This is a genomic window from Pedobacter sp. CFBP9032, assembly GCF_034045265.1.
GTDB lineage: Bacteria > Bacteroidota > Bacteroidia > Sphingobacteriales > Sphingobacteriaceae > Pedobacter.
The window spans coordinates 240,418-262,464 of record NZ_JAXCWE010000007.1; the positions used below are offsets into that span (position 1 = coordinate 240,418).

Annotated in this window: 16 protein-coding genes; 3 read left to right on the forward strand and 13 right to left on the reverse strand. The window is 36.4% G+C overall.

Annotated elements, in window-relative coordinates; all coding sequences use genetic code 11:
* The first annotated feature begins 174 nt into the window (after nt 1-174).
* On the forward strand, nt 175-1,287 hold the full coding sequence (locus SOM16_RS15060) for a TlpA disulfide reductase family protein (RefSeq protein ID WP_320464821.1): 1,113 nt from the start codon (nt 175-177) through the stop codon (nt 1,285-1,287).
* 73 nt (nt 1,288-1,360) lie between these two features.
* On the opposite strand, the gene SOM16_RS15065 is transcribed toward SOM16_RS15060, so the two are convergent.
* Nucleotides 1,361-2,884, reverse strand: coding sequence for a DUF4394 domain-containing protein (locus SOM16_RS15065; protein ID WP_320464822.1), 1,524 nt, complete (start codon nt 2,882-2,884; stop codon nt 1,361-1,363).
* A gap of 55 nt (nt 2,885-2,939) precedes the next feature.
* The gene (locus SOM16_RS15070; RefSeq protein ID WP_320464823.1) at nt 2,940-3,260 is read right to left on the reverse strand and encodes a hypothetical protein; all 321 of its coding nucleotides are present in this window, start codon (nt 3,258-3,260) and stop codon (nt 2,940-2,942) included.
* A gap of 977 nt (nt 3,261-4,237) precedes the next feature.
* Between SOM16_RS15070 and SOM16_RS15075 the strand changes: the two genes are divergently transcribed.
* Together SOM16_RS15075 and SOM16_RS15080 are read left to right on the forward strand one after the other, a co-directional pair.
* Nucleotides 4,238-6,790 carry an ATP-dependent Clp protease ATP-binding subunit gene (locus SOM16_RS15075; RefSeq protein ID WP_320464824.1) on the forward strand — a complete coding sequence of 851 codons (2,553 nt, stop codon included), beginning with the start codon at nt 4,238-4,240 and terminating at the stop codon, nt 6,788-6,790.
* 359 nt (nt 6,791-7,149) lie between these two features.
* A complete protein-coding gene (locus SOM16_RS15080; protein ID WP_320464825.1) occupies nt 7,150-7,755 on the forward strand; it encodes a hypothetical protein in 606 nt (201 codons plus the stop codon).
* Nucleotides 7,756-7,847: 92 nt separating this feature from the next.
* Here SOM16_RS15080 and SOM16_RS15085 read toward each other — a convergent pair whose 3' ends face one another.
* The 11 genes from SOM16_RS15085 to SOM16_RS15135 form a co-directional block, all read right to left on the reverse strand.
* A complete protein-coding gene (locus SOM16_RS15085) occupies nt 7,848-8,720 on the reverse strand; it encodes a hypothetical protein (RefSeq protein ID WP_320464826.1) in 873 nt (290 codons plus the stop codon).
* 40 nt (nt 8,721-8,760) lie between these two features.
* Nucleotides 8,761-9,828, reverse strand: a complete 1,068-nt coding sequence (locus tag SOM16_RS15090) for a PA0069 family radical SAM protein (RefSeq protein WP_320464827.1) — start codon at nt 9,826-9,828, stop codon at nt 8,761-8,763.
* 55 nt (nt 9,829-9,883) lie between these two features.
* Nucleotides 9,884-11,131 carry a carboxypeptidase-like regulatory domain-containing protein gene (locus SOM16_RS15095; protein WP_320464828.1) on the reverse strand — a complete coding sequence of 416 codons (1,248 nt, stop codon included), beginning with the start codon at nt 11,129-11,131 and terminating at the stop codon, nt 9,884-9,886.
* 70 nt (nt 11,132-11,201) lie between these two features.
* Nucleotides 11,202-12,425: a carboxypeptidase-like regulatory domain-containing protein gene (locus SOM16_RS15100; RefSeq protein ID WP_320464829.1), complete on the reverse strand. Its 1,224-nt coding sequence runs from the start codon at nt 12,423-12,425 to the stop codon at nt 11,202-11,204.
* Between the two features lie 51 nt (nt 12,426-12,476).
* Nucleotides 12,477-14,129 (reverse strand): DNA repair protein RecN, encoded by a 1,653-nt coding sequence (gene recN, locus SOM16_RS15105; RefSeq protein WP_320464830.1) that lies wholly within the window; start codon nt 14,127-14,129, stop codon nt 12,477-12,479.
* Between the two features lie 100 nt (nt 14,130-14,229).
* A complete protein-coding gene (locus tag SOM16_RS15110; protein ID WP_320464831.1) occupies nt 14,230-16,212 on the reverse strand; it encodes a M56 family metallopeptidase in 1,983 nt (660 codons plus the stop codon).
* 101 nt (nt 16,213-16,313) lie between these two features.
* The gene (locus SOM16_RS15115) at nt 16,314-16,685 is read right to left on the reverse strand and encodes a BlaI/MecI/CopY family transcriptional regulator (RefSeq protein ID WP_320464832.1); all 372 of its coding nucleotides are present in this window, start codon (nt 16,683-16,685) and stop codon (nt 16,314-16,316) included.
* Nucleotides 16,686-17,065: 380 nt separating this feature from the next.
* Complete coding sequence (locus tag SOM16_RS15120; protein WP_320464833.1) at nt 17,066-17,953, reverse strand: DUF4835 family protein; 888 nt, start codon at nt 17,951-17,953, stop codon at nt 17,066-17,068.
* Complete coding sequence (gene coaBC / locus SOM16_RS15125; protein ID WP_320464834.1) at nt 17,953-19,149, reverse strand: bifunctional phosphopantothenoylcysteine decarboxylase/phosphopantothenate--cysteine ligase CoaBC; 1,197 nt, start codon at nt 19,147-19,149, stop codon at nt 17,953-17,955. Before coaBC ends, SOM16_RS15120 begins: the two co-directional genes overlap by 1 nt.
* A gap of 79 nt (nt 19,150-19,228) precedes the next feature.
* The gene (locus tag SOM16_RS15130) at nt 19,229-19,555 is read right to left on the reverse strand and encodes a DNA-directed RNA polymerase subunit omega (RefSeq protein WP_029287811.1); all 327 of its coding nucleotides are present in this window, start codon (nt 19,553-19,555) and stop codon (nt 19,229-19,231) included.
* A 7-nt stretch (nt 19,556-19,562) separates the two neighbouring features.
* Entirely contained in the window at nt 19,563-20,507 is a 945-nt protein-coding gene (locus SOM16_RS15135; protein ID WP_320464835.1) for an outer membrane protein assembly factor BamD, read from the reverse strand.
* Nucleotides 20,508-22,047: the final 1,540 nt, after the last annotated feature.

Below are 22,047 nucleotides of genomic sequence, written 5' to 3' on the forward strand. Positions count from 1 at the left end.
AATCAACTTAAGAAATTTCCAAAGCCCTTGCGCTGAAGAATATTTAAAATTTTGATGATAATACCATAAAAACCCCATATTTTAACAGGATGAAGAAGTGGGTTATAAAGAATTTAAGGTGAAACATCTTCAAATTATACTGACAACTTGAACAATTAGATAAACGAAAATACAATGAAATTACTTTATATTCTATTTCTGCTGCCTTTAGGAGCATTTTGTCAACAACCAGTTACCTATTCTATAGCAGGAAAACTTGCGAACGTTAATAAAGGAGAAAAGATTTTTTTGATGAGCAATGAAAAGCTGGATTCAACAGATTTCGGTGAAAAAGGAGAATTTTATTTCAAGGGTGAGATCAAAAAAACAGTAAAATCTTATCTGTTAGTAGGTAGTTCATTACAAAAGTCTTATCAGAAAAGACGCCCCTTCTATTTGGAAAGTGGTAAGATTTCAGTTATCAGCAGAGATTCTTTAGACAACGCGACAGTTAAAGGAGGAAAAGCCAATGATGATCAGAACGAACTAACCCTGTTGCAACTACCTGTTAATCTGGAACAAAAATTATTATTTGCTGAATATCGTAAGCTCCCGGATAAAGGTAGTGTTAGTGCAGAGAAACGTGAAAAATTGGATAGTACTTTTAAACAAATTACCGCGCGAAGAAATTTGATTCTAGCCGAATTTGTGAGAAAGAATAACGATAGTCCAATCGCACTAGATATCGTGAAATCATTCGCTGGATATGATCCAGACTATGATTTGGTTTTACCTGTATTTAATCAACTTACACCAGAAATTAAAGATAGTGCAGATGGTAAAAAATATTTTGCAGAACTTAAGCAATATGAGTTACTCGGAATTGGTAAATCGGCGCCTGAATTTAGTCAGGCCGACACTGCAGGAACTATTAGAAAGTTAAGCGATTTTAGGGGGAAATATGTACTGGTAGATTTTTGGGCAAGTTGGTGCGGTCCTTGCCGGGCTGAAAATCCAAACGTGGTTGCTGCTTTCAATCAATATAAAGATAAAGGATTTACCATTATTGGCATTTCTTTAGATAGTGAAAATGGAAGAGCGGCCTGGTTAAAAGCCATTTTAGCAGATCATTTAGAGAACTGGACACAACTTTCTGATTTGAAAGGTTGGAAAAACGAAGTAGCGCTAAAATATGCAGTTCAGGGTATTCCTGCCAATTATTTGATTTCTCCTGAAGGTTTAATTATTGCGAAAGATCTAAGGGGTACCGTCTTAAATAAAACACTAAAAAAGTTATTAAATAAATAAACCTGACTGGCCAGAAATAAAAAATGGCCACAGACATCTGCTGTGGCCATTTTTCCATTTAAATTGAGACCTATTAAAAACCTAATGCTAAGGCAAAACCTCTTGCAGGATTAGGAATAGTTGCTCCAGCTGTTGCAACTCCGGTTGATAAGTTTACATTATAAACTCTTTGTACTCCACCAACGGTAAATAAGCCATAAGCCAATCCGCTTGTGCCACCAATATCAAAGCCATTACTAGCCTCAACATTTACACCTAAAACACCAATATCTGCCAATATGCCCATATTTGGATTGTCTTGTCTTACTAATCTATCGCTATTGGAATCAATATCAAATAAAACCGTAGTTGTTGCACCAGCAAAGTTATTGGTGTAGGCTGCACCAGTGATGCCTGTAGTGGTTGGGTTCAACGCGCCATCTAAAATAACACTACCATCTAATGGATTAAATCTTAAGTTCTGACCAGTATTACTTACAATTCTTATCCTATCAACAGTTGGGTTAAAATCGAAACCAAACTGTGTTCCGCTTAACAACGTAGAAAGTGGGGCCGTGCCAACTACCGCGGCTGCGCCTGATGACGTATTAAGGGTGTAAATACGACTGGTGCTTCCGAGCGCATATAGCTGACCATTTAATGGTCTAAAATCAATTCCTAAAATGATCTCTCCTGTTTGAATACCTGTAATTGCCTTAACAGCAACAGTAGGGGTTGCCACTAAAGGATTGAAAATAAGCAATTCATTATTATTGGAAACAGCATAGGCAACAGTTTCTGTAGGAATAGCTAAACCAGTGATGTTTAAAGGTAAATTTCCGATTTTAGTAGCTTTACCATTATTGGTGTCAACAGTGTATAAACTGGAGATACCACTAACTTTTAAAGCTGCCAGTGCTGCGGAACCATCAGCATTAATATCAAATCCACCCATTTCATCCACATCGAAGCCTAAGTTTCCTACTTCTACCAATTTTCCATCATTTGGTGGATCTTGCTTGTAAAGCTTGTCTGTGGCTGCATCAATATCAAATAATACTGTTGCCGTTGCACCAGCACGATTTTGAGTATAGGCTACCGAAGAAACTTTTGCATTAGTTACGCCATTAATTGCACCATCCGTAGCGGCAACTGTTCCTGTTTCCGGGTTCAAACGCAGATTTTGTCCGGTATTGGTGACTACACGAATACGATCTACTGTTGGATTAAAATCGAAACCTGCTGCTGTACCACTTAAGGCTGGTGTAAATGGAGTTGAAGAAATTGATCTTGCTACTCCGGTTTTCTGGTCGATTACGTATAATCTGCTCGAACTTCCCAAGCCATATAACTGACCTGTTGCAGGGCGGAAATCGATTCCTAAAATAGTTTCAGCAGCTTGTAAACCGCTGATAGTTACTGTAGAAGTAATCGTAGATGGATTTTTAGCATTAATCAAATGTAATTTGCTGTCGGATGTTAAGGCGTAAAAATTTACGTCTGGTCCGGGAGCAAGAATTTCCTGATCAATGTTTCGGTCTTTCTTGCAGGAAGAAAATACAATAGGGGTCATAATAGCGCAAAAGGCTACTACGATTAAATGTTTAATTTTAATCATGTTTTTGATTTTTAATAATAATAGATAAGGATTTTTTAAAATAGTAGTTAGGAGACTACTTTGGCGGTTGTTCTGGTATTCGTAAATAACAGTGTGTCAAATTGAAAATGCCTGGGAACTGGCTATCATTTGAATAGTAAAGATCAATGAATTCGAAATCATTCATTCGGCTGAGCAACAAATCTGCAGGTTTATCTTTCTCTTCAGATTGATTTTGTTTTTCAGAAGATTCTGGTTTTTCTGATGAATCGCCAGATTGACTCTTAAGAATTTCCTTGCCAGCCTTAGGCAAAGGCATCGCATAGATAAGAATCCTGCCTGTGAAAACAGTGAGCAGAATTAATACAATGAAAAACCTTTGGTAGAGTACCGGCATACGAAAGCTAACTTTTTTGGATTCAATAGCACTTACGTAAAAAAAATCGGATTAGATTTTAAGGGTTGCTTAATGCTGATGGATGAGCCAAAATGAAAGTTATCATTGTAAGACTTTGGTGTTAAACAGTTCGTATTTTCGCACTCTTTCTTACTATAGAGGGAGGAGAGTAGCGATTGCTATTATAACCCAACAAGGCCAAACCATTGTTTCTTCGATATACTTTTAGACCGGTATGTTTAATTTTTCGGGATGGTATGGTCTCAGCCAAATCACCAACTTAAACAGAAAAACGGCTTAGCCCTTATAAATACCTTTAAAAATATATGAAAAATTGCGAGTCGGCAGTTTTGTGTTTTCACTATGTTATATCGTTATTTTGTGTTCAAGCTAGCTTCCATGATATTTTGCGGTCAAAAGAAAATAATCCCCGTTTGGGCACGACGAAATAGATTTCTATAAAAAGAAAGATTTCTTTTTTAGTTTTGATATTCACATTAATGATTTCGCTGAATGAAATCACAAAACAAAAAGCTTTTAGGAAAGGTTGTTTAAAATAATAGTCTACTTCGGTATATTTTAAAGATCTGGTATAAATTTGTTTACTTATTTGTAAAAGGGTGTCACAATCCTTTGTTTTTCTGTCAAAAATTGTAAATTGCATAGGTAATAAGATACAATTTGTCAGTTTCATTCGATAGAAAAATCCTTACACTAAACCGACAAAAATTAAATGTAGTTGAAGTGCCAAATTCAAAAGCACTTTTAAAACCTTTAAAAGAGATATTACGTAGATATATATCAAGATAATCATATTTACAGCAACGATATTCTTATATAAATTTTTGGGTTGTTAAAGTTTAAAAGGCTGTTTATCTACCCACATGGCGCAATTGTTGATAAAATAAAAAAAACGGTACGAGCTCTTTTTATAATATATTTTATAGTTTAGGGACGTAGCTGTTAAGAAAGGTATTATGGAAGCAAAATTTTCACCACAGGTTAAAGATGTAATCTCTTTTAGTAGGGAGGAAGCTCTCCGTTTAGGGCATGACTACATTGGAACCGAGCATTTATTATTAGGCCTCATCCGCGAAGGCGATGGTATGGCTATCAAAATTTTAAGATCGTTAGGAGTTGATACGGGTAAATTGCGCCGCTCAATTGAAGATGCTGTTCGCGGCACTTCGAGTGTTACAGTTAATTTGGGTAATATTCCGCTAACGAAACAAGCAGAAAAAGTTTTAAAGATTACTTACTTAGAAGCTAAAATATTTAAAAGTGATTTAATTGGTACAGAGCATTTATTGTTGTCAGTTTTGAGAGACGATGATAATATTGCCTCACAAATTTTATTGCAATACGGCGTTACTTACGATGTTTTTAAACAGGAGGTAGAAGTGAATAAAAATGGTTTCAGAGATGATATTTCCAACAGTGCATCAACTGGTGGCGATGATGATTATCGTGAAGAAGAAAGCTTTAGCACCCCTAAAAAGGTTTCTGACATTAAATCAAAAACACCAGTTTTAGATAATTTTGGTCGTGATTTAACAAAAGCTGCTGAAGAAGGACGCTTAGACCCTATTGTTGGGCGTGAGAAAGAAATCGAACGGGTTTCGCAAATCCTATCACGTAGAAAGAAAAACAATCCGATTTTAATTGGAGAACCAGGTGTTGGTAAATCTGCCATTGCAGAAGGTTTAGCCTTACGTATTGTTCAACGTAAAGTTTCAAGGGTACTTTTCGGCAAGCGTGTAGTTACCTTAGATTTAGCATCTTTAGTTGCAGGCACAAAATACCGCGGACAGTTCGAAGAACGTATGAAAGCGGTAATGAATGAATTGGAGAAATCTACAGATGTAATTTTATTCATTGATGAGATTCATACCATTGTAGGCGCAGGTGGTGCATCGGGCTCTTTAGATGCCTCGAATATGTTTAAACCAGCTTTAGCCAGAGGAGAAATTCAATGTATCGGTGCTACCACTTTAGATGAGTACCGTCAGTATATTGAAAAAGATGGCGCTTTAGATCGTCGTTTCCAAAAAGTAATGGTTGAGCCGGCTACGCCAGATGAAACGGTAGAAATTTTAACGAGAATTAAAGATAAGTATGAGGAACACCATGGTGTAACTTATACAGACGAGGCTATTTTGGCCTGCGTTAGTTTAACTTCCCGCTATATTTCAGATCGTTTCCTGCCAGATAAAGCTATTGATGCTTTGGATGAAGCTGGATCTCGTGTTCACTTAACCAATATTCATGTTCCGCAGAACATTATTGATATTGAAGCCAAAATCGAAGATATCAAACTAGAGAAAAATAAAGTTGTTCGTAGCCAGAAGTATGAAGAAGCTGCAAAACTTCGTGATACAGAGAAAAATTTAATTGAAGAGTTAGATAAGGCGAAAGCGGAGTGGGAGGCAGAAACCAAAACCAAACGTTACGAAGTTTCAGAAGACAATGTTGCTGAGGTTGTGGCCATGATGACAGGTATTCCGGTTCAACGTGTTGGGCAGACGGATAGCCAGAAGCTTTTGAACATGTTCGATAAAGTGGCTGAAAAAATTATTGGCCAAGATGACGCGATAAAAAAATTAACGAAAGCAATTCAACGTACCAGAGCAGGCTTAAAAGATCCTAAAAAACCAATTGGTTCATTTATATTCTTAGGTCCAACTGGTGTTGGTAAAACAGAATTAGCAAAAGAACTGGCTCGTTTCATGTTTGATAGTGATGATTCACTGATTCAAATTGACATGAGTGAGTACATGGAGAAATTCGCAGTTTCTCGTTTAGTGGGTGCGCCTCCGGGATATGTAGGTTACGAAGAAGGTGGACAATTAACAGAAAAAGTTAGAAGGAAACCTTATGCTGTGATCCTTTTAGATGAGATTGAGAAAGCACATCCTGATGTATTCAATATCCTGTTGCAGGTTTTAGATGAAGGACAATTAACAGATAGCCTGGGTCGTAAAGTTGATTTTAGAAATACAATCATTATTATGACTTCAAACATCGGTGCCCGTCAGTTAAAAGATTTCGGTCAGGGTGTTGGTTTTTCTACTACAGCGAAAACAAACCAGGCAGAATCTCATAGTCGCGGAGTAATTGAAGGTGCATTAAAACGTGCTTTTGCTCCAGAGTTTTTAAACCGTGTTGATGATGTAGTGGTATTTAATAGCTTAGGTAAAGAAGAAATTTTCAGAATTATTGATATTGAATTGAAAGCTTTATTCGGTCGCGTTCATGGCTTAGGTTATGAAATCGAATTAACTGAAAATGCGAAAGAATATATTGCTGAGAAAGGTTTCGATAGTAACTTTGGTGCTCGCCCGTTGAAAAGAGCGATCCAAAAGTACTTAGAAGACCCAATTGCAGAAGAAATTCTGAAAGGCGAATTGTCTGAAGGTGATGTTTTGGAAATCGATTATGAAAAAGAAACTGAATTGATTTCAATAAAGCAACGAAAAGGCGAAAAAAAGAAAGAAGAGCCTAAAAAAGAAGAAGATTCTTCTAGTAAATAATTTAAACTCCCGATGCAAATCGGGAGTTTTTTTTTTGCCCGGTTAAAGCCTTTAATCTTCATATTGAGGCTAATCGCCTGGAAGTATTTTGTATAATCAATCGAAGGGTATTAAGGGTTGGATGTTGCCAACTTTGTTATCTGCAAATTTTGCGAGCCGCCGTAGTAAATGATCTTGCGTTTTCTGAGATAGATACGATAATTTGTGAGAGGTTATAAATCATGGCAGCAGTGGTAACAAAGGAGAAGTTATTAATTATTGATATTTATCAAATGGAATATCTCAAAACCATCATAAATGTGTATTCCTGAATATACAATATTAGATAATTTTTGATTTTTTAATGTTACATTTGCCGCATGAGAACCAAACTCGCTCTTCTGCTCATATCCTCGTTAAGTATTTCAACATATGTTAACGCTCAAAACAGGTCTGTTACTACTGATGGCAGTACCACTATCGAACACTTAGTTGATGCCCGCATCAATTTTAATAAGACACTTATTAAGTCACGCGAAATACAAAAGCTTAATCTTCCGGAATCAAAATATATTTTCAATCACTCGGGATCTCATACGGTAGACATTGAAGGTTTAAGTTTCAAAATTGAAAATAAAAGTATCGTAGGCATAGCGGATATTCCTTTGTCTAAGGCTGCTCTGAATATTATTAATGAGCGTTTGATGGTACTTGATAAAATGCAGTTCGCCTATAGTGAAGGTTCAAATCTGGAATATATATCATGCGAAAAAGATAGGCGTGTAGCATTTAATAATGATAGGCAGTTTTTCTCAGTTTTAAAAAGTTTAAAATCTACAATCGCTGAAATTAATGAGTTGGCGAACGGTAACGAAGGCAAAATGTCCATAGAGAATGCAGTGGTAAAATGGAAACAGCCTGCTATCGACTGGCAATTTTTTAGCCAGATTGTGGTAAAAGAAACACAGTCTCAACTGAGTAAATAATTCCTTTAAGCAGAAGAGCTGTTCCGAACCGTAAGAAAGTACTGCCTGTAATTAATTATGCTTATTAAAATAGCGCTAATTATCAAATAAAGTTACATTAATGCTTTAAGGGCGGCATAGTAACGTTCATAGTTTAACGGATCAGTATTAAGAAATAAAAATGGCTCTATTAATTCAAGTTCCATTAATAAGAATTTATCTTTAACAAAAGTTCCATCAACCCTGGCATAAAGGCAATTTTTAGCAAACAGATTAACATAAGCTGCTGCTTTAGCAATCACTTCAGCATCTGGATTTTGTGGATGAACGGAACCACCATGTGCTGGCTGAACCCTGAAATCCCCTTTTTTTGCTTTCTTAATCAGGCAGTGACTATAAACCCCATTGAAAAAGATAAATGACCACTCGCCATTTTCCACTATCTCCGGCAAGAACGGTTGAACAATAAAATCTTCATCCTTAATCAAATTACCCAATTTCTCATTTACCTCCTCTATATTCTCAGCAGTTACTTTAAATGTATTCTTAGCACCTCCGCTAACACAGGGTTTAACAATTAATTTATCAGTATGGTAAGTTTCGAAGAAATCAATGAGATTTACCTCTTCCTTTTGATTAATAAATGAGCATGGCGTGATGTCTAGTCCGGCGGCTTCAATTTCTTTAAGGTATTTTTTATCCGTATTCCACCGAACAATGTCAATTGGATTAAGTAACTGGACCTTCTTCTGCTCCAAATAGTTTAGCCATTTATGAAAGTCATCGATCAAATCAAAATAATCCCATGGTGATTTAAGAATAGCGAGTTGATAATTTCCCCAGTCTACCTGTGGATCATTCCAGATTACCATCTCAATTGGCAAACCCTTTTCTTGTAAAAATGTAAGCAACCGCTGATCTTCACTTTCAACGGTTTCACTGTCGTAAGCACCTTTGTCGTGATAAGAAACCAAAGCAATATTCATTTCTAAAACTAACTTTTATTCATCTAGTTGCCAAATAAATTTAAAATAAAGACAGCTGATCGCTCGGAACTTTGAATAAGGAATGATCTAAAATAATTTCATTTGTATTTAAGCCATTGAGCCGGGAATGCAGTTTGAAACTATCTTTTATCATTTTAGCGATGTTACCATCTCCACGCATCCGGTCTCCAAACCTGCTGTCATTTACATTTCCGCCATGGCAGCTTTGAATCATGTGCCATACTTTATCAAAACGATCAGGAAAATTTTTATGTAACCAATCTTCAAATATCTGGGCAATTGCACCATTCAGCCTAACCACAGTATATCCAGCTTTTATTGCACCGGCTTCTTTAACAGCCTTGAGAATCTGTGGAATTTCATGATCACTTAACCCAGGAATTAAAGGTGCAACCATTACACCCATAGGAATTCCTGCCTTACTCAACTGCTCTACAATCTTCAGCCTTTGTTTAGCTGTGGTTGTTCTCGGTTCCATTACCTGACGGAGATCCTCATTCAGGCTATTGATTGATACATAAACCATGCAAAGATTTAGTTTCGCCATTTCCTGTAAAATATCCTGGTCTCTTAAAATCAGAGAATTTTTAGTAATCATACCGATTGGCTGCCTGTACTCCAGTGCAATTTCAAGTAGCTGTCTGGTGAGTTTAAACTTGCGCTCAGCAGGTTGATAACAATCTGTATTTCCAGATAGCGAAATTGTTGAAGCATCCCAGTCTTTCTTCTCCAAAAACTTTTTGAAAAGTGCGGGTGCATCTTGCTTAACAATAATTTTTCGCTCAAACTCCAATCCGGCGCTATAACCCCAGTACTGGTGCGAATTTCTGGCGTAACAATACGTACAACCATGTTCACAGCCCTGGTAAGGATTAAGAGAATAGGCCATGCCAACATCCGGACTATCTACTTTATTTACAATAGTCTTCGAGTTTTCAAAAATAAATGAAGTTTTCCGATCAAGTTCTTCCCAATCATCAATGCCTTCATCATGCTCTCTTACATAAACATCCTTTGAAAATTTGTTGTGTGGATTTACCTGAGCACCCCTTCCCCGAAAGTATTGATTATTTTCATCAACTGCCATTACGCTAAATTACTAAAAAAATTAGTAATTTATGGAGGTGTGGAAAGAATGTTAGTTATTTGGAAGGGTCAGTTTTTGGTAAGGGGACATAATCCATAGGTACCATGTCGGCTACTTTCTCATAAGCCCAGTAACCCTCAAAAAGAAGAGATCGAGAATCGTAAACGCCACCATTCTCATAAAAACGCACACCTTCGCTCATCAAATTAGCTACCGAAATCTCATTCTCCGGAACATCCAGTGGTCGGAAAATCCAGAAACCCGTATTTGAATAGGCAAGCGATTCTTTCTCTTTGGTGTATTGAATTAGTAACGCATCCGTGTAGCTGATATATTTTAAGTTCTGGTTAAAATCATGAACCAGTGTATCTGTTAATACTTCAGCCCTAGAAAATTTGTCGATCGTACGAGGCATTTCTTTTTGCTTTGTCCAGAATGAAAATAAAGCGGTATCTATTTTGCCAGCCGTTTTCCTTATCCCTGTTTTTTCAGGAAGTGTTTTTAATTTTTCTAAATTGGCATTGATCAGGTATTCCGGATAGCGATTTGGATTGGGTATTTTGATCATTTTATTAATGATAAATCCTTCCTCCTTCGTTTTATTGGCATATAAAGACCTGAAGAAATGTTGCGAGGAACCGTAGTATGCAATTTCCCTGGCCGCGATATATTTTTTCTTTTTGGTTGCAGATGCTTTAAGCTCTTCAAAGAACGGATGACCTGAATAATAAATGATATGTGTACGGGAATTGAACTCGAAATGATCTAACATGTACTTTAAGCGATAGCCTAAAGCTTTATTTTCAACAACCAGAAATTCTGTTGTAGATACTGTTAGCGTACTTTTTGTGATGTCAAAATCAACATTTAAAACCTGTGGATTGAGAATCTTGCATTGTAATGCATTTGGTGTTTTTCCAATAAAAAACTCCTTAAACTGATTAATATATTTTTGTCGGTTTGGATCTGCCCGCACGGTTACCTCATCAAGCTGCGCTACATTCTCCTTCAGTACTAAATCAACCTGAACAGATTGATCGGCAATAATTACACTTTTAGAGTAGGGAAGGTAGCCTACAATCTGCACCAGTAAATCATAACTTCCAGGTTTCAAATTGGAAAGTTTAAACTTTCCATCATTATCAGCTACTGTAGCAATTTTGTAACCGCTCAAATAAATACTTGCTCCGGGTAATCCATCTTTTTTATCTCGTACTACTCCACTTATTGAAAACGTATTCTGCGCAGTAACATCGCTAAAGGTGAAGAGTAATATTAAAGCGGCCAGCAGACTTTTGATCATAACAGCGAATGTAAACAAAAGCAATAATATTGTAAATGCTAGTCTATTATTTTAACATTTTTAACTGTTATTATGGTGAAGGTGGATGATAGTCCATCGGAACGCTATCTGCAATCTTTTCCCAAGCCCAATATCCTGCAAACAGCATGCTTCTGGTATTGTAAATACCTCCGTTCTCATAAAAATAAACCGGGCTAATTTGTAAAGTAACTGAAGAAACCTGATTATCTCCCATATCCAGTGGTCTCGGTATAGATAAGCCAATACTGTTGCTGAATAATGGATTTTCCTTTTCTTTGGCGTAAGAGATAAATAATTTATCAGTGAAATTTATTTTCTTAATACTTGGATTGACGGTTTTAACCAATGTATCCTGTAAAATATTTGCCCTGCTTAAAATGGCAATTTCAGCTGGCAGATTTTTCTTCCTCAGCCAGTAAGTGAGAGAATCATCCTGACCAAAATAAAATGTTTTTTCTATATTCAGTTTCTTTTTCGTCAGGCGATTTACGTTTGCTTTAATCACACTATCAGGTGGCCTGTTTGTATTCGGTTGCATAATCAGCTTATTAATTATAAAACCTTGTTCCGTCGCGTTGCCATTGTAGAGTGATTTGAAAAAATGTTGTGGAGAACCCAGATATGCAGATAGACGTTTCTTTTCCCAATTCTTTTTCTGGCGCGAAGAGCCTTTTAAATCTTCATAGGATGGAAAGCCCTCATAATAAATGATGCGTGATTTACTATCAAACTGAAAAACATTTAATAAATACTTTATCCGGTAACCCAAAGCTTTGTTTTCTATAATTAGGAATTGATTGGTTTTAACGGTTAATAACGATTCATCTTTGTCGTAATCAACAAGCAGCACATTCGGATTGATCAGCTTGCATTGCCTTGCGTTCGGCGTTGTACCAATAAAGAAATCCTTGAACATGTTGATATAATGTTCGCGGTTTGGATCAGGTTTGATGGTTACTTCAGCTAATTGGGTAATACTTTCCTTTAAAATAAAATTGATGCTCAGCGATTTATCGGCAATTACAATATTTTTATTTAGTGCTGTGAAACCAATCAATTGAACCAGGAGATCATAATTGCCTGGCTTTAATTTTAAACTGAACTTACCATCGTTATCTGAAACTGTTGCAATCTGATAACCACTTACATAAATTCCGGCACCTGGAAGCGCTTCACCTCGTCCGTCTTTAACTGTCCCTGATAAGGTAAACTGTTGACTAAAACAAGTCAGAGAAGTAAAAAGTAGGAAAAGAAAGGCATAAATTAATTTCATATTTAAAACTAATGTTTTAGTTTTAAAATTACAAATCTATTTCCGCTTGACTTATCCTAGTAGTTCTTTTGCATTATCTATAGCAGAAATGCCCGGATTTTTACCGCTTAACATTTCTGCAATTATGCCCACTCTTTCTTCTTGTTTGAGTTTCCGGATCCCTGTTGTGGTTTTACCTTTTTCGTCGTTTTTATAAACAAAATAATGAGATTTTCCTTTTGCCGCAATTTGTGGTAAATGCGTGATGGAAATTACCTGCATGTTTTCGCCCAGATCAGAGATTACTTCTCCAACTTTCAGTGCTGTTTCTCCCGAGATTCCGGTATCAATCTCATCAAAAATAATGGTTGGGAGAGAGGTGTGTTTTGCCAGAAGTGCTTTTATCGCCAACATCAAACGAGAAAGCTCACCTCCAGAGGCAACTTTACTTACAGGGGCAGGTGTCTGACCAACATTCGCTGTAAAAAGTAAAGTAATTTCATCCAAACCATCTTTATTTAAGTCGCTCAAAGTTTTTTGTGCTAAAACTAATTTTGCATTAGGCATTCCCACTCTTTTAAGCGTAGCACTGGTTTGGTCTTCCACCACTTTAATTGCTTTTTTTCTATTACTACCTAGCTGATTGGCCTGCTTTAATAAATCTTTTTTCAGCTGGTCGATTTGCTTTTGAAGTTTTTCTATATTTTCATCAGATGACAAAAGTTGGTTAAGATTGCGCTCTAGCTGAGATTGAATGGCTAATAATTCGCTATTATTTGCAACCCGATGTTTCTGCTGAAGTGTATAAAATAAATCTAACCGTTGATTGATAATGTCCAAGCGATCTGCGCTATGTAAAGTATTCCCTTCCATAGCAGAAAGTTCATCAGATATATCTTTAATTTCAATAATTGAAGATCTTAAACGTTCATATAAAGTATTAATAGCGGGATCAAATTTTTCAATCCCTTGCAATTGTAGAGCGGCTTCTTTAAGAATTTGCAATGCTGAAGGCTCGCCTTCGTTTAACAATCCTGCAGATGTAAGTAAGGCTCTTTTAATAGTTTCAGCATGGGTAAGGCGTTCTAGTTCCTGCTCCAGTTCTTCCTGCTCGTTATCCTTTATATTGGCTTGTTCTAATTCATTATATAAGAACTGTTCATAATCTTGTTTACTTCTTGCTTCATTGGCATCATCAATAAGTTTTTTTAAACTATTGCTTTGCTGCTTTAACTTCTTAAATCCGCTGCGATAATCAAATAACAGGTTGTGGTGATTGGAAAGAGAATCGACTATTAATAATTGAAAGTCTGCGTCGTTAATTTCCTGGGTTGCATGTTGCGAATGGATGTCGATTAGCCTTTCACCGATTTGTTTCAATATAGAAAGGTTAACTGGCGTATCGTTAATGAATGACCTTGTTTTTCCGTCGATTGAGATCTCTCTGCGAAGAATGGTTTCATTGGCAAAATCCAGATCGTAAGATTCAAAAATATCACGAAGATTTTCATCAGCTAAAATAAAGTTCCCTTCTATAACACATTTTTTATCCTGGCTGAAAAAATATTTACTTTCAGCCCGCTGACCTAAAATAAGTGAAAGCGCACCAAGAATGATAGATTTCCCTGCACCAGTTTCCCCCGTGATAATATTTAAGTCGTTGTCAAATTCAATGTCAAGACTATCAATTAAAGCATAATTACGAATAGAAATTTTTTGTAGCATAACTAGAGCGAAAATACTAAAAAGTTATTTCAAGGAGGCGACTGAATACAAAAACAGCGAAGAATATTCTTCGCTGTTTTACTGTAGTTTGTTTGGTTGATTAATTATCCTCTTTGATTTTCTTTTTCAGTTCTTTTACTTCCTTATCGAAATTCTCTTTCAACTTTTTGTATTCAGCAGATTCTTTTACCTTATTTGGAGTTTGATTGTCGCGATAAAAAACATTCGGTCCGTTTGGTGTAATGAAGTCATAACGATAGCTTTTTGATAACGAATCACTATTTTTTCTTGATTTTGAAGAAATCTTATTGCCATTGATAATAATTTTTCTTTCATTAGCTGCTTCTAATTGCGCTCTAAATGCAGGGCTGTTAAACTTTTCAGCCATGTCTTCTCCCATTTTTTTCCATTTTTCCTGGGCCTCCGGTGATCCGTATTCCCTAACCACATCCTCACTAAATTTCTTCCATTTTGTTTGTGCCTCCGGTGATCCATATTCTTTGGCTGCATCTTCACCAAATTTTTTCCATTTGGCTTGCGCTTCTGGTGATCCATATTCCTTGGCTACATCTTCACCAAATTTTTTCCATTTGGCCTGTGCTTGTGGAGATCCATATTCTTTGGCTACATCTTCGCCAAATTTTTTCCATTTGGCCTGTGCTTGTGGAGATCCATATTCTTTGGCTACATCTTCACCAAATTTTTTCCATTTCGCCTGTGCCTGGGGTGAACCATATTTTTCAGCCAGATCCTTGCCCATTTTTTTCCACTTTGCTTTTGCTTCCGGCGAATTAAATTCTTTATTCATCCTGGTACGTAAGGTCGAATCGCCGAACGTAAATGTACTATCGTTATTAAATACAAATACATTTCTCAGTCCAGAAAATTCGTCTGAATAGATACTTTTTTTAAGACTATCAGGCATTTCATTTACCGAATTGTATTCCGTTTTTTTACCATTTGCATCAATTGTAACGATCTTCGTCTTGCGTTTTTTGGTAGTATCCTGAGGAGAAGTTAGCTGAGCAAATGCTGTATTAATACTCGCGATTTGAGTGGTCAAAACTTTTTTAATTTCTTTTTTCTTTTCGCTTGGGTTAATCCAGGCAATAGATAACATGCAGGCAACACCCAATGTTAGCGCTGCCATTTGCTGTTTGGCGTTTAAATAGTTTGTTTTCATATTAGTGATCCTTTTAATACGTTGATATAAATTTTGTGTTTTACCAGTCGCCGCCAGTGCGAACGCGGGGCTATTATTATCCTTAATTAGTTCGAGTTTGAGTAGGGCATGGGCATATTTTAAAGGTTTGCCAGTTGTTTTTAAAACCAGATCATCACAGGCATGTTCCCGTTCAATATGGATAAATCTTCCGGCCATCCAAACGAAAGGATTATAAAATAAAATCGTTTCAATGGCGGTTTTAATTAGGTTTAGCAAAAAATCATGTCTTCTGATGTGGGATAATTCATGAATCAAAATGGCCTCTACCTGGTCGCTATCTAACTCATTTACCAATGCAAGCGGAAATAAAACAACAGGTTTTAAATATCCAATTACTAATGGAACATTTACCACGGAGGAGAGATCAAATCTGACTTTCTTTTTGATTCCCAGCTTAGCGGTAATATTTTCAAAGATTAATCTCCAGTTTTCGGGGGTAGCGCTTAAATTTTCATTTTTTAATTTCGAAAGTTGAAGATATCCTTTCGCGATGATAGACAGTTGAAGCAGAATGCCCAGAATGTACGCGACTACAATTAAAGGGAAGTACCGTTCAGCTTTGCTGCTAAAAGTTTCGGGCAAGTTGTTAAAGTATTGACTTAACTGTATTTGTTGTGCGGTAACAGGCAATTGGTGAATGCGTTTGGTTAATACCAATTGCTCTCCCAGATTATAACAAAATACAAAAAACATTAATGCTATAGCCGAAAAAGCAAGGTTATGCCTATGTTTTGATCCGAGTTTAGGCAAAATTAGCATTACGATAAACAAAATGCCGTAAATGATGGCGCTTTGCCAAAGTGAATTTAAAATGCTCCAGCCAAATGCCTTGATAAATTGTTGTACTAAAGTTTCCATTTTTATGCGGTATTTAAATAATATTTCTTCAGAATACTTAAAACATGATTTGCAACCTTTCAGTTGCCTAAACCCTAAACCCTAAACCCTAAACCCTAAACCTACTTCAAACTATCTAGATACTTTTTAATTTCATCAATCTCATCAGCACTGGCTTTATGATTTCCGAGTGCCTGCATCACCAAACGAGCAGCTGAACCATTAAAAACACTATCAATCATTTTATTAACCAGGTGTTTTTCTGTTTTATCCTGACTTACCAGTGCTTTATAGATATGCGTTTTTTGGTTGGTATCTCTTTCTACCATTCCTTTCTCATGCAGTATTTGCATCAATTTCAGAGTAGTGGTATAACCAGAGTCTTTTTTGTTCAATGCCTCATGAACTTCCCTTACCGTTGCGTTCCCCTTTTGCCACAATACCTGAAGGATTTCCATTTCACCTTCTGTTGGTTTGATATTTTGAATAGCCATATGTTACAAGTTGTACGAATTATTTCGTAATCAAATGTACGAAGATATTCGTAATATCAAAATAATTTGAAATATTTATTTTAATAATTCGATAATAGGATACATAGAATGATGAAATATTAGAAGGCTATTTAATGACTGTTAGCACACAGGTGATCAGTGCTTTTTCCTGCAGATCTCGGAAATTTCCGCAGAATTGGATGTTCAGATTTGCGATAATCATCTCTTATGCGGGAACTCTTTGCAAAATTGTCTTTTAAATCAAATAAGTCTCACATCTTGATTTATGTCTTGAATAAATCAAAGATATGTGCATTAAATATTTGTTGGCAAAGATGTGTAACTATTTTAAAGCGCCCGTTTTCTGGATGGTAGATATACTATTTCTTTAAACCTTCGTATTTACCAATATTGGCAGGATCTATTTCTGCCAGCATATTGTACGCCTTTAAGCGCTCCTGCGTATTGAGTTTCGATAGCACATTTGTCACTTCTTCAGCTTTAGACGCAAAATATACATTTGGGAAAATTGAACCTAACTTCTGCTTGTCCATTTGTTGCAGGGCAGGTAGGGCATCGACAATTTGTTTCAAGCCCTTATCATTGTCTGTGAGTTGATCTAGGCCATTCAGATGGTAGCTATAGATGAAAGCCCTCAATTCACTAAAAACTGGGTTCAACACATTTTCATTAAACCAAAAGCGGTTTCTCAAACCATCGGCAGCTTTCCAGCCTGCGTTACCAGATGCCTGTGCCAGGTTGATTATGTTTTGTGCTTTTTTGTAATAGGTAGTTCCACCCATTCTGGCAAAACTATCCTTATCCATGCCAATGATCGTATAGGCATAATAGGATAGGAGCGCACTAATATTGGAGATGTAGTTTTGATCGGAAAAATCGATGGTTGACCCATCATTATAAGCAAAATCAAAATTTTTATCGCTCATGTTTAGTAGCGTGCTGTTGTAAGAACTGTTAAATACGGGTCGGCTGCTTTGTATCTGCGCTTCAGCAGTATAACCAGATCCACCATCCCAGGAGTTAATCGTGATAACGAAACTACAATCAATCCGTTCAGTAGGCTTATAGTTTTCGGTACTGAATTTATTATTGTTTAAAAAATCACGAATGGTTCTTTGCAATGCATCCAGTGTTGGTTTGCTAATATTAGAAACCTGAGGTGCCAATAAAGTAACCCGGGCATTCAATTCCTGGGCCTGTAATTTACCAAAGCTGATTAACAACAATATCCAGACGATCCTTTTCATTATTTTGAGATTTTTAATATAGCAATACAAATATCCTTCGCAACTTCTGCTTTCCGTTTTGTTTCAAAAACAGTTCGTTCTAATGCTTTGTTAAAAATAGTAATTTTATTGGTATCTGATTTAAAACCAGCACCTTTATCATTAAGCGAATTTAGTACTACTAAGTCAAGGTTTTTCTTTTGCAGCTTTCCCTTTGCATAGTTTTCCTCATCGTTCGTTTCCAAAGCGAAGCCTACTAATATCTGTTGTTCATTTTTTGTTTTTCCAAGCGTGGCCAGGATATCCACTGTTTTTTCCAATTCCAGTACCAGGTTGTCTTCTTGCTTTTTAATTTTTTGATCAGCAATAACCTTCGGACGGTAATCGGCAACTGCTGCACACATAATGGTGATGTCTGTTTCTGGAAATATGGATATACATTCATCCAGCATTTCCTGCGCACTAATTACATTGATCCGTTTGAGTGTTTGATGCTCTTTTTGAGCAGTAGGTCCTGAAATTAACGTCACTTCGGCACCGAGTGTAACCAATTCATCTGCCAAAGCAAACCCCATTTTGCCTGAAGAGTGATTTCCAATAAAACGGACAGGATCAATAGCTTCATAAGTTGGACCAGCAGTAACTAAAGCTTTTTTCCCAAATAGTGGCATTGATTGTTTAATTGAATGATGCAGAAATGAAATGATTTCTTCAGGTTCAGCCATTCTGCCCGCACCATAAAGGCCACTGGCTAACTCGCCACTTCCAGGTTCGATAATTGTATTCCCGAAACTTTCTATCTTTTTAATATTCGCCTGGGTAGTTTCATGTTTCCACATATCCAAATCCATGGCTGGTGCAACATAGACAGGGCATTTCGCAGAAAGGTAAACGGCTGTGAGTAAATTATCACAAATCCCGGTAGCTAGTTTAGCTAATGTATTTGCGCTGATAGGGGCGATTATGATTAAATCAGCCCAAAGGCCAAGCTCCACATGGTTACTCCACACACCGGTTTCTTCTTCGAAGTACTGCGTGTAAACAGGGTTTTTAGAAAGCGTAGCAAGGGTAAGCGGCGTAATGAAATTTGCGCCATCGGGAGTAAGAATAACCTTAACGTTTGCACCAGCTTTGATTAATAACCGGACCAAAATAGCCGATTTATAAGCCGCAATACTACCGCAAACGCCAAGAATTATATTTTTATTTTTAAGCATTGAGCAAAGAGTTTAAAGCATAGGGCATAGAGCGTATGCACAAAACGCTTTGCTTAAAACTCCATGCACCAGGCCACTATTACTTTTGTTCTTTAGCAGGATTTCTATGATAAATTTTATCGTTCAAAAATTCATCAATAGCAACTAAAACAGGCTTAGGCATGCGTTCGTAGTGCTTGCTGATTTCAATTTGCTCACGATTTTCAAAAATCTCTTCCAGGTTATCGTTACTTGATGCAAATTCTGCCAATTTACCATGTAACTCTTCTTTAACGTTGTTCGAAATTTGATTTGCTCTTTTAGCAATCACAACTAAAGATTCGTATAAGTTATCTGTAGTTTTATCTAAATCGTGTACGTTTCTGGTAACTGTAGTATTCGGTACAGCAGGTTTGTTAGTATTCATGTGTTACTTAATTTTTAATATCTGTAATGTCTGCGTTAGTTGGTTTGGTAGAGACTGTATCTTTAACTTTTTTAGTTTTGATCAGCATCTGTTTGTATTTTTCCTGATCAGCAGCGTATAGTGCAAGCTCTTGTTTGGTAGCCACTATTCCTGATTCTACATCAGATTTTACTTGCTTGGCATCCTTGGAAAATTTACTATCTGGATGATTTTCAGTAAATTCATTATACAATGCAAGTGCTTCATTATAACGATCTTCCTGGCGGATGACATAACTATTTTTTGCGTAAAGATATTGAGCTCTGATCATCAGAAAGTCCATTTCTTCAGCATATTTAATATCCGGATAATCGCGTTGCGCATTTCTCAACGCTATAACGGCAGCTCTATAGTTATCTACATTACTCGGACCGGTAGTTAGATACATCTTTGCATTCTCGAAAGCCTTATCTTCCAATTTGCCCCTTAAATCGGTTATGTATTTTCCTGCGGCAGCAGCCCTATCACTCGATGGGTATAAGTTGATAAATAATTGTAAAGCATCAATGGCTTTGTAAGTGTTTTCCTGATCAAGCGAGAAATTGGGCGATTCTAAATAATAGCAGTAAGCGCCCATGTATCTAGCTTCTTCAGCATTCTTACTTGCTGGGTAAGTATCGGCAAAACTTTTAAATTGATATCTCGCGGTAGTAAAGTCACTTAATCTGTATAAAGTATAAGCATAATAATAATTCAAATCTTCAGCTTCAGCACGGCCACGGTATTTCTGAGAAAGATCTTCAAAAAGCACCAATGCTTTACTATAATCTCTTTTATTATATAAACGAAGTGCTTCTTGATATTTCTTGGCAACATCATTACTGGCCTTCAATTTCTCGAAACGACTTTTACAACCCGCAAAGCCCAATGCGGCAATAAATACTAAAATAATTAAGTGTTTAACTTTAAACATTCTGCAAAGATAATTAATAATACGATAACATCAATAAAAACAATTCGACGCTAAGCTATGGAAAGGAAATCAGTAGAAATATAGAGTTAACAATTTTTAACATAAAAAGGATACTTTACATGTCTGCTATATTATTGTAAGTAAATAGAAGTTTAATCGCCCACCAAATAAATTGACTGCTGTCAAACTTACTAACGTTGCTACTCCTATTATGTATAGTATAAGGTTATAGCTTTAGTAACTAAATGTTGAACATAGTCCTAAATTTTTTTATTTGCCTGATTTATATATTTTCTTTCGAAGGTAATGAGGGTAACTGCTTGCTTTTGATCAAGCTATTAATAGGTCTTCATTAAACTCATTGTGGCTATTCGATTTTATCTTTCTGCTTCCCTAGGTGCAAATCCCTATTACAGACTCTGTCGGTTTTCAGTTAGAGGTTACGAAAGGGGATAGAGATGTTTTGTTAGCCATGAAAATCAGCCGTTCTAACCCCTGACCTAAACTAACCTCTTCTGGCAAACCACTTTCTTTTCAAAATATTTTAATTTCATCCTTAATAATTGACAGCGCTTTACCATTTACAGTCATTACTATATAGTAGCAAACGGCCAAATCAACTTCCTCACGACAAGCTATATGTTCTCTATGCCTATATGGTTGTAATCCCTAATATTTCGGCAACAGCTCCTGCACATACTCATCTTTTATATTATACATAATGATTTACAGCAGCTTACGATTTACTGCCATTACTATATAGTACCAAACCTCCAAATCAACTTCCTCATTCCAAGCCTATATGTTCTCTATGCCTATATGGTTATAATCCCAATAGTATTTCGGCAGGCCGCTCCCGCTAACACCAATCTTTTAAAAATGTTTTAACTTTTTTAAATTATTCCTGATGATTTACAGTGGTTTACAATTTACCTCTTATTTTATCCTCCCTGGCATTTGCTGGGGTATTAATTTTTGCTAACTTTGCATCCCGCTTCGGAGGAAACGGATGTGCTGAAAAGCAGTTTAATGATAGGATGAGGGAGATAAAGGCGCAGAAATTATTTCAAATAAAATCTGCAGGATTGGAAAAAATCATTACCTTTGCATCCCGCTTCGGAAGGAATGGGGCGCTGGTTGAGAGACCAGCAAATTGAAAGGCAAGAGAGAAAAATAACAATGAAAAAATAAAATTTATTTTATTTGGAAGTTGGAAAAAGATTTCTACCTTTGCACTCCCAACCGAAAGGAAGGAAAAAAAGATCAGGTGGCGGATGTCATTACGATTATAAAAACAAGATTGAAACAGACGAAAAACAAGCTAAGACGAATACGACTTAAGCGAACTGAAGTTTGAAGATATATATAGAAAAGGCGGCCGTGAGGTTCTTGCCTGATAAGTTCTTAAAAGAGATGTCAATGTAGCGAAAGCGGGTTTAATGGAGTACTGATCGAAGTACATGATTAAGTAGCTTTATTTTAAAGGTGATGTCTAACAGACAAAACAAAAGAAGACTATTTTTAACAATAGTTAAAACTG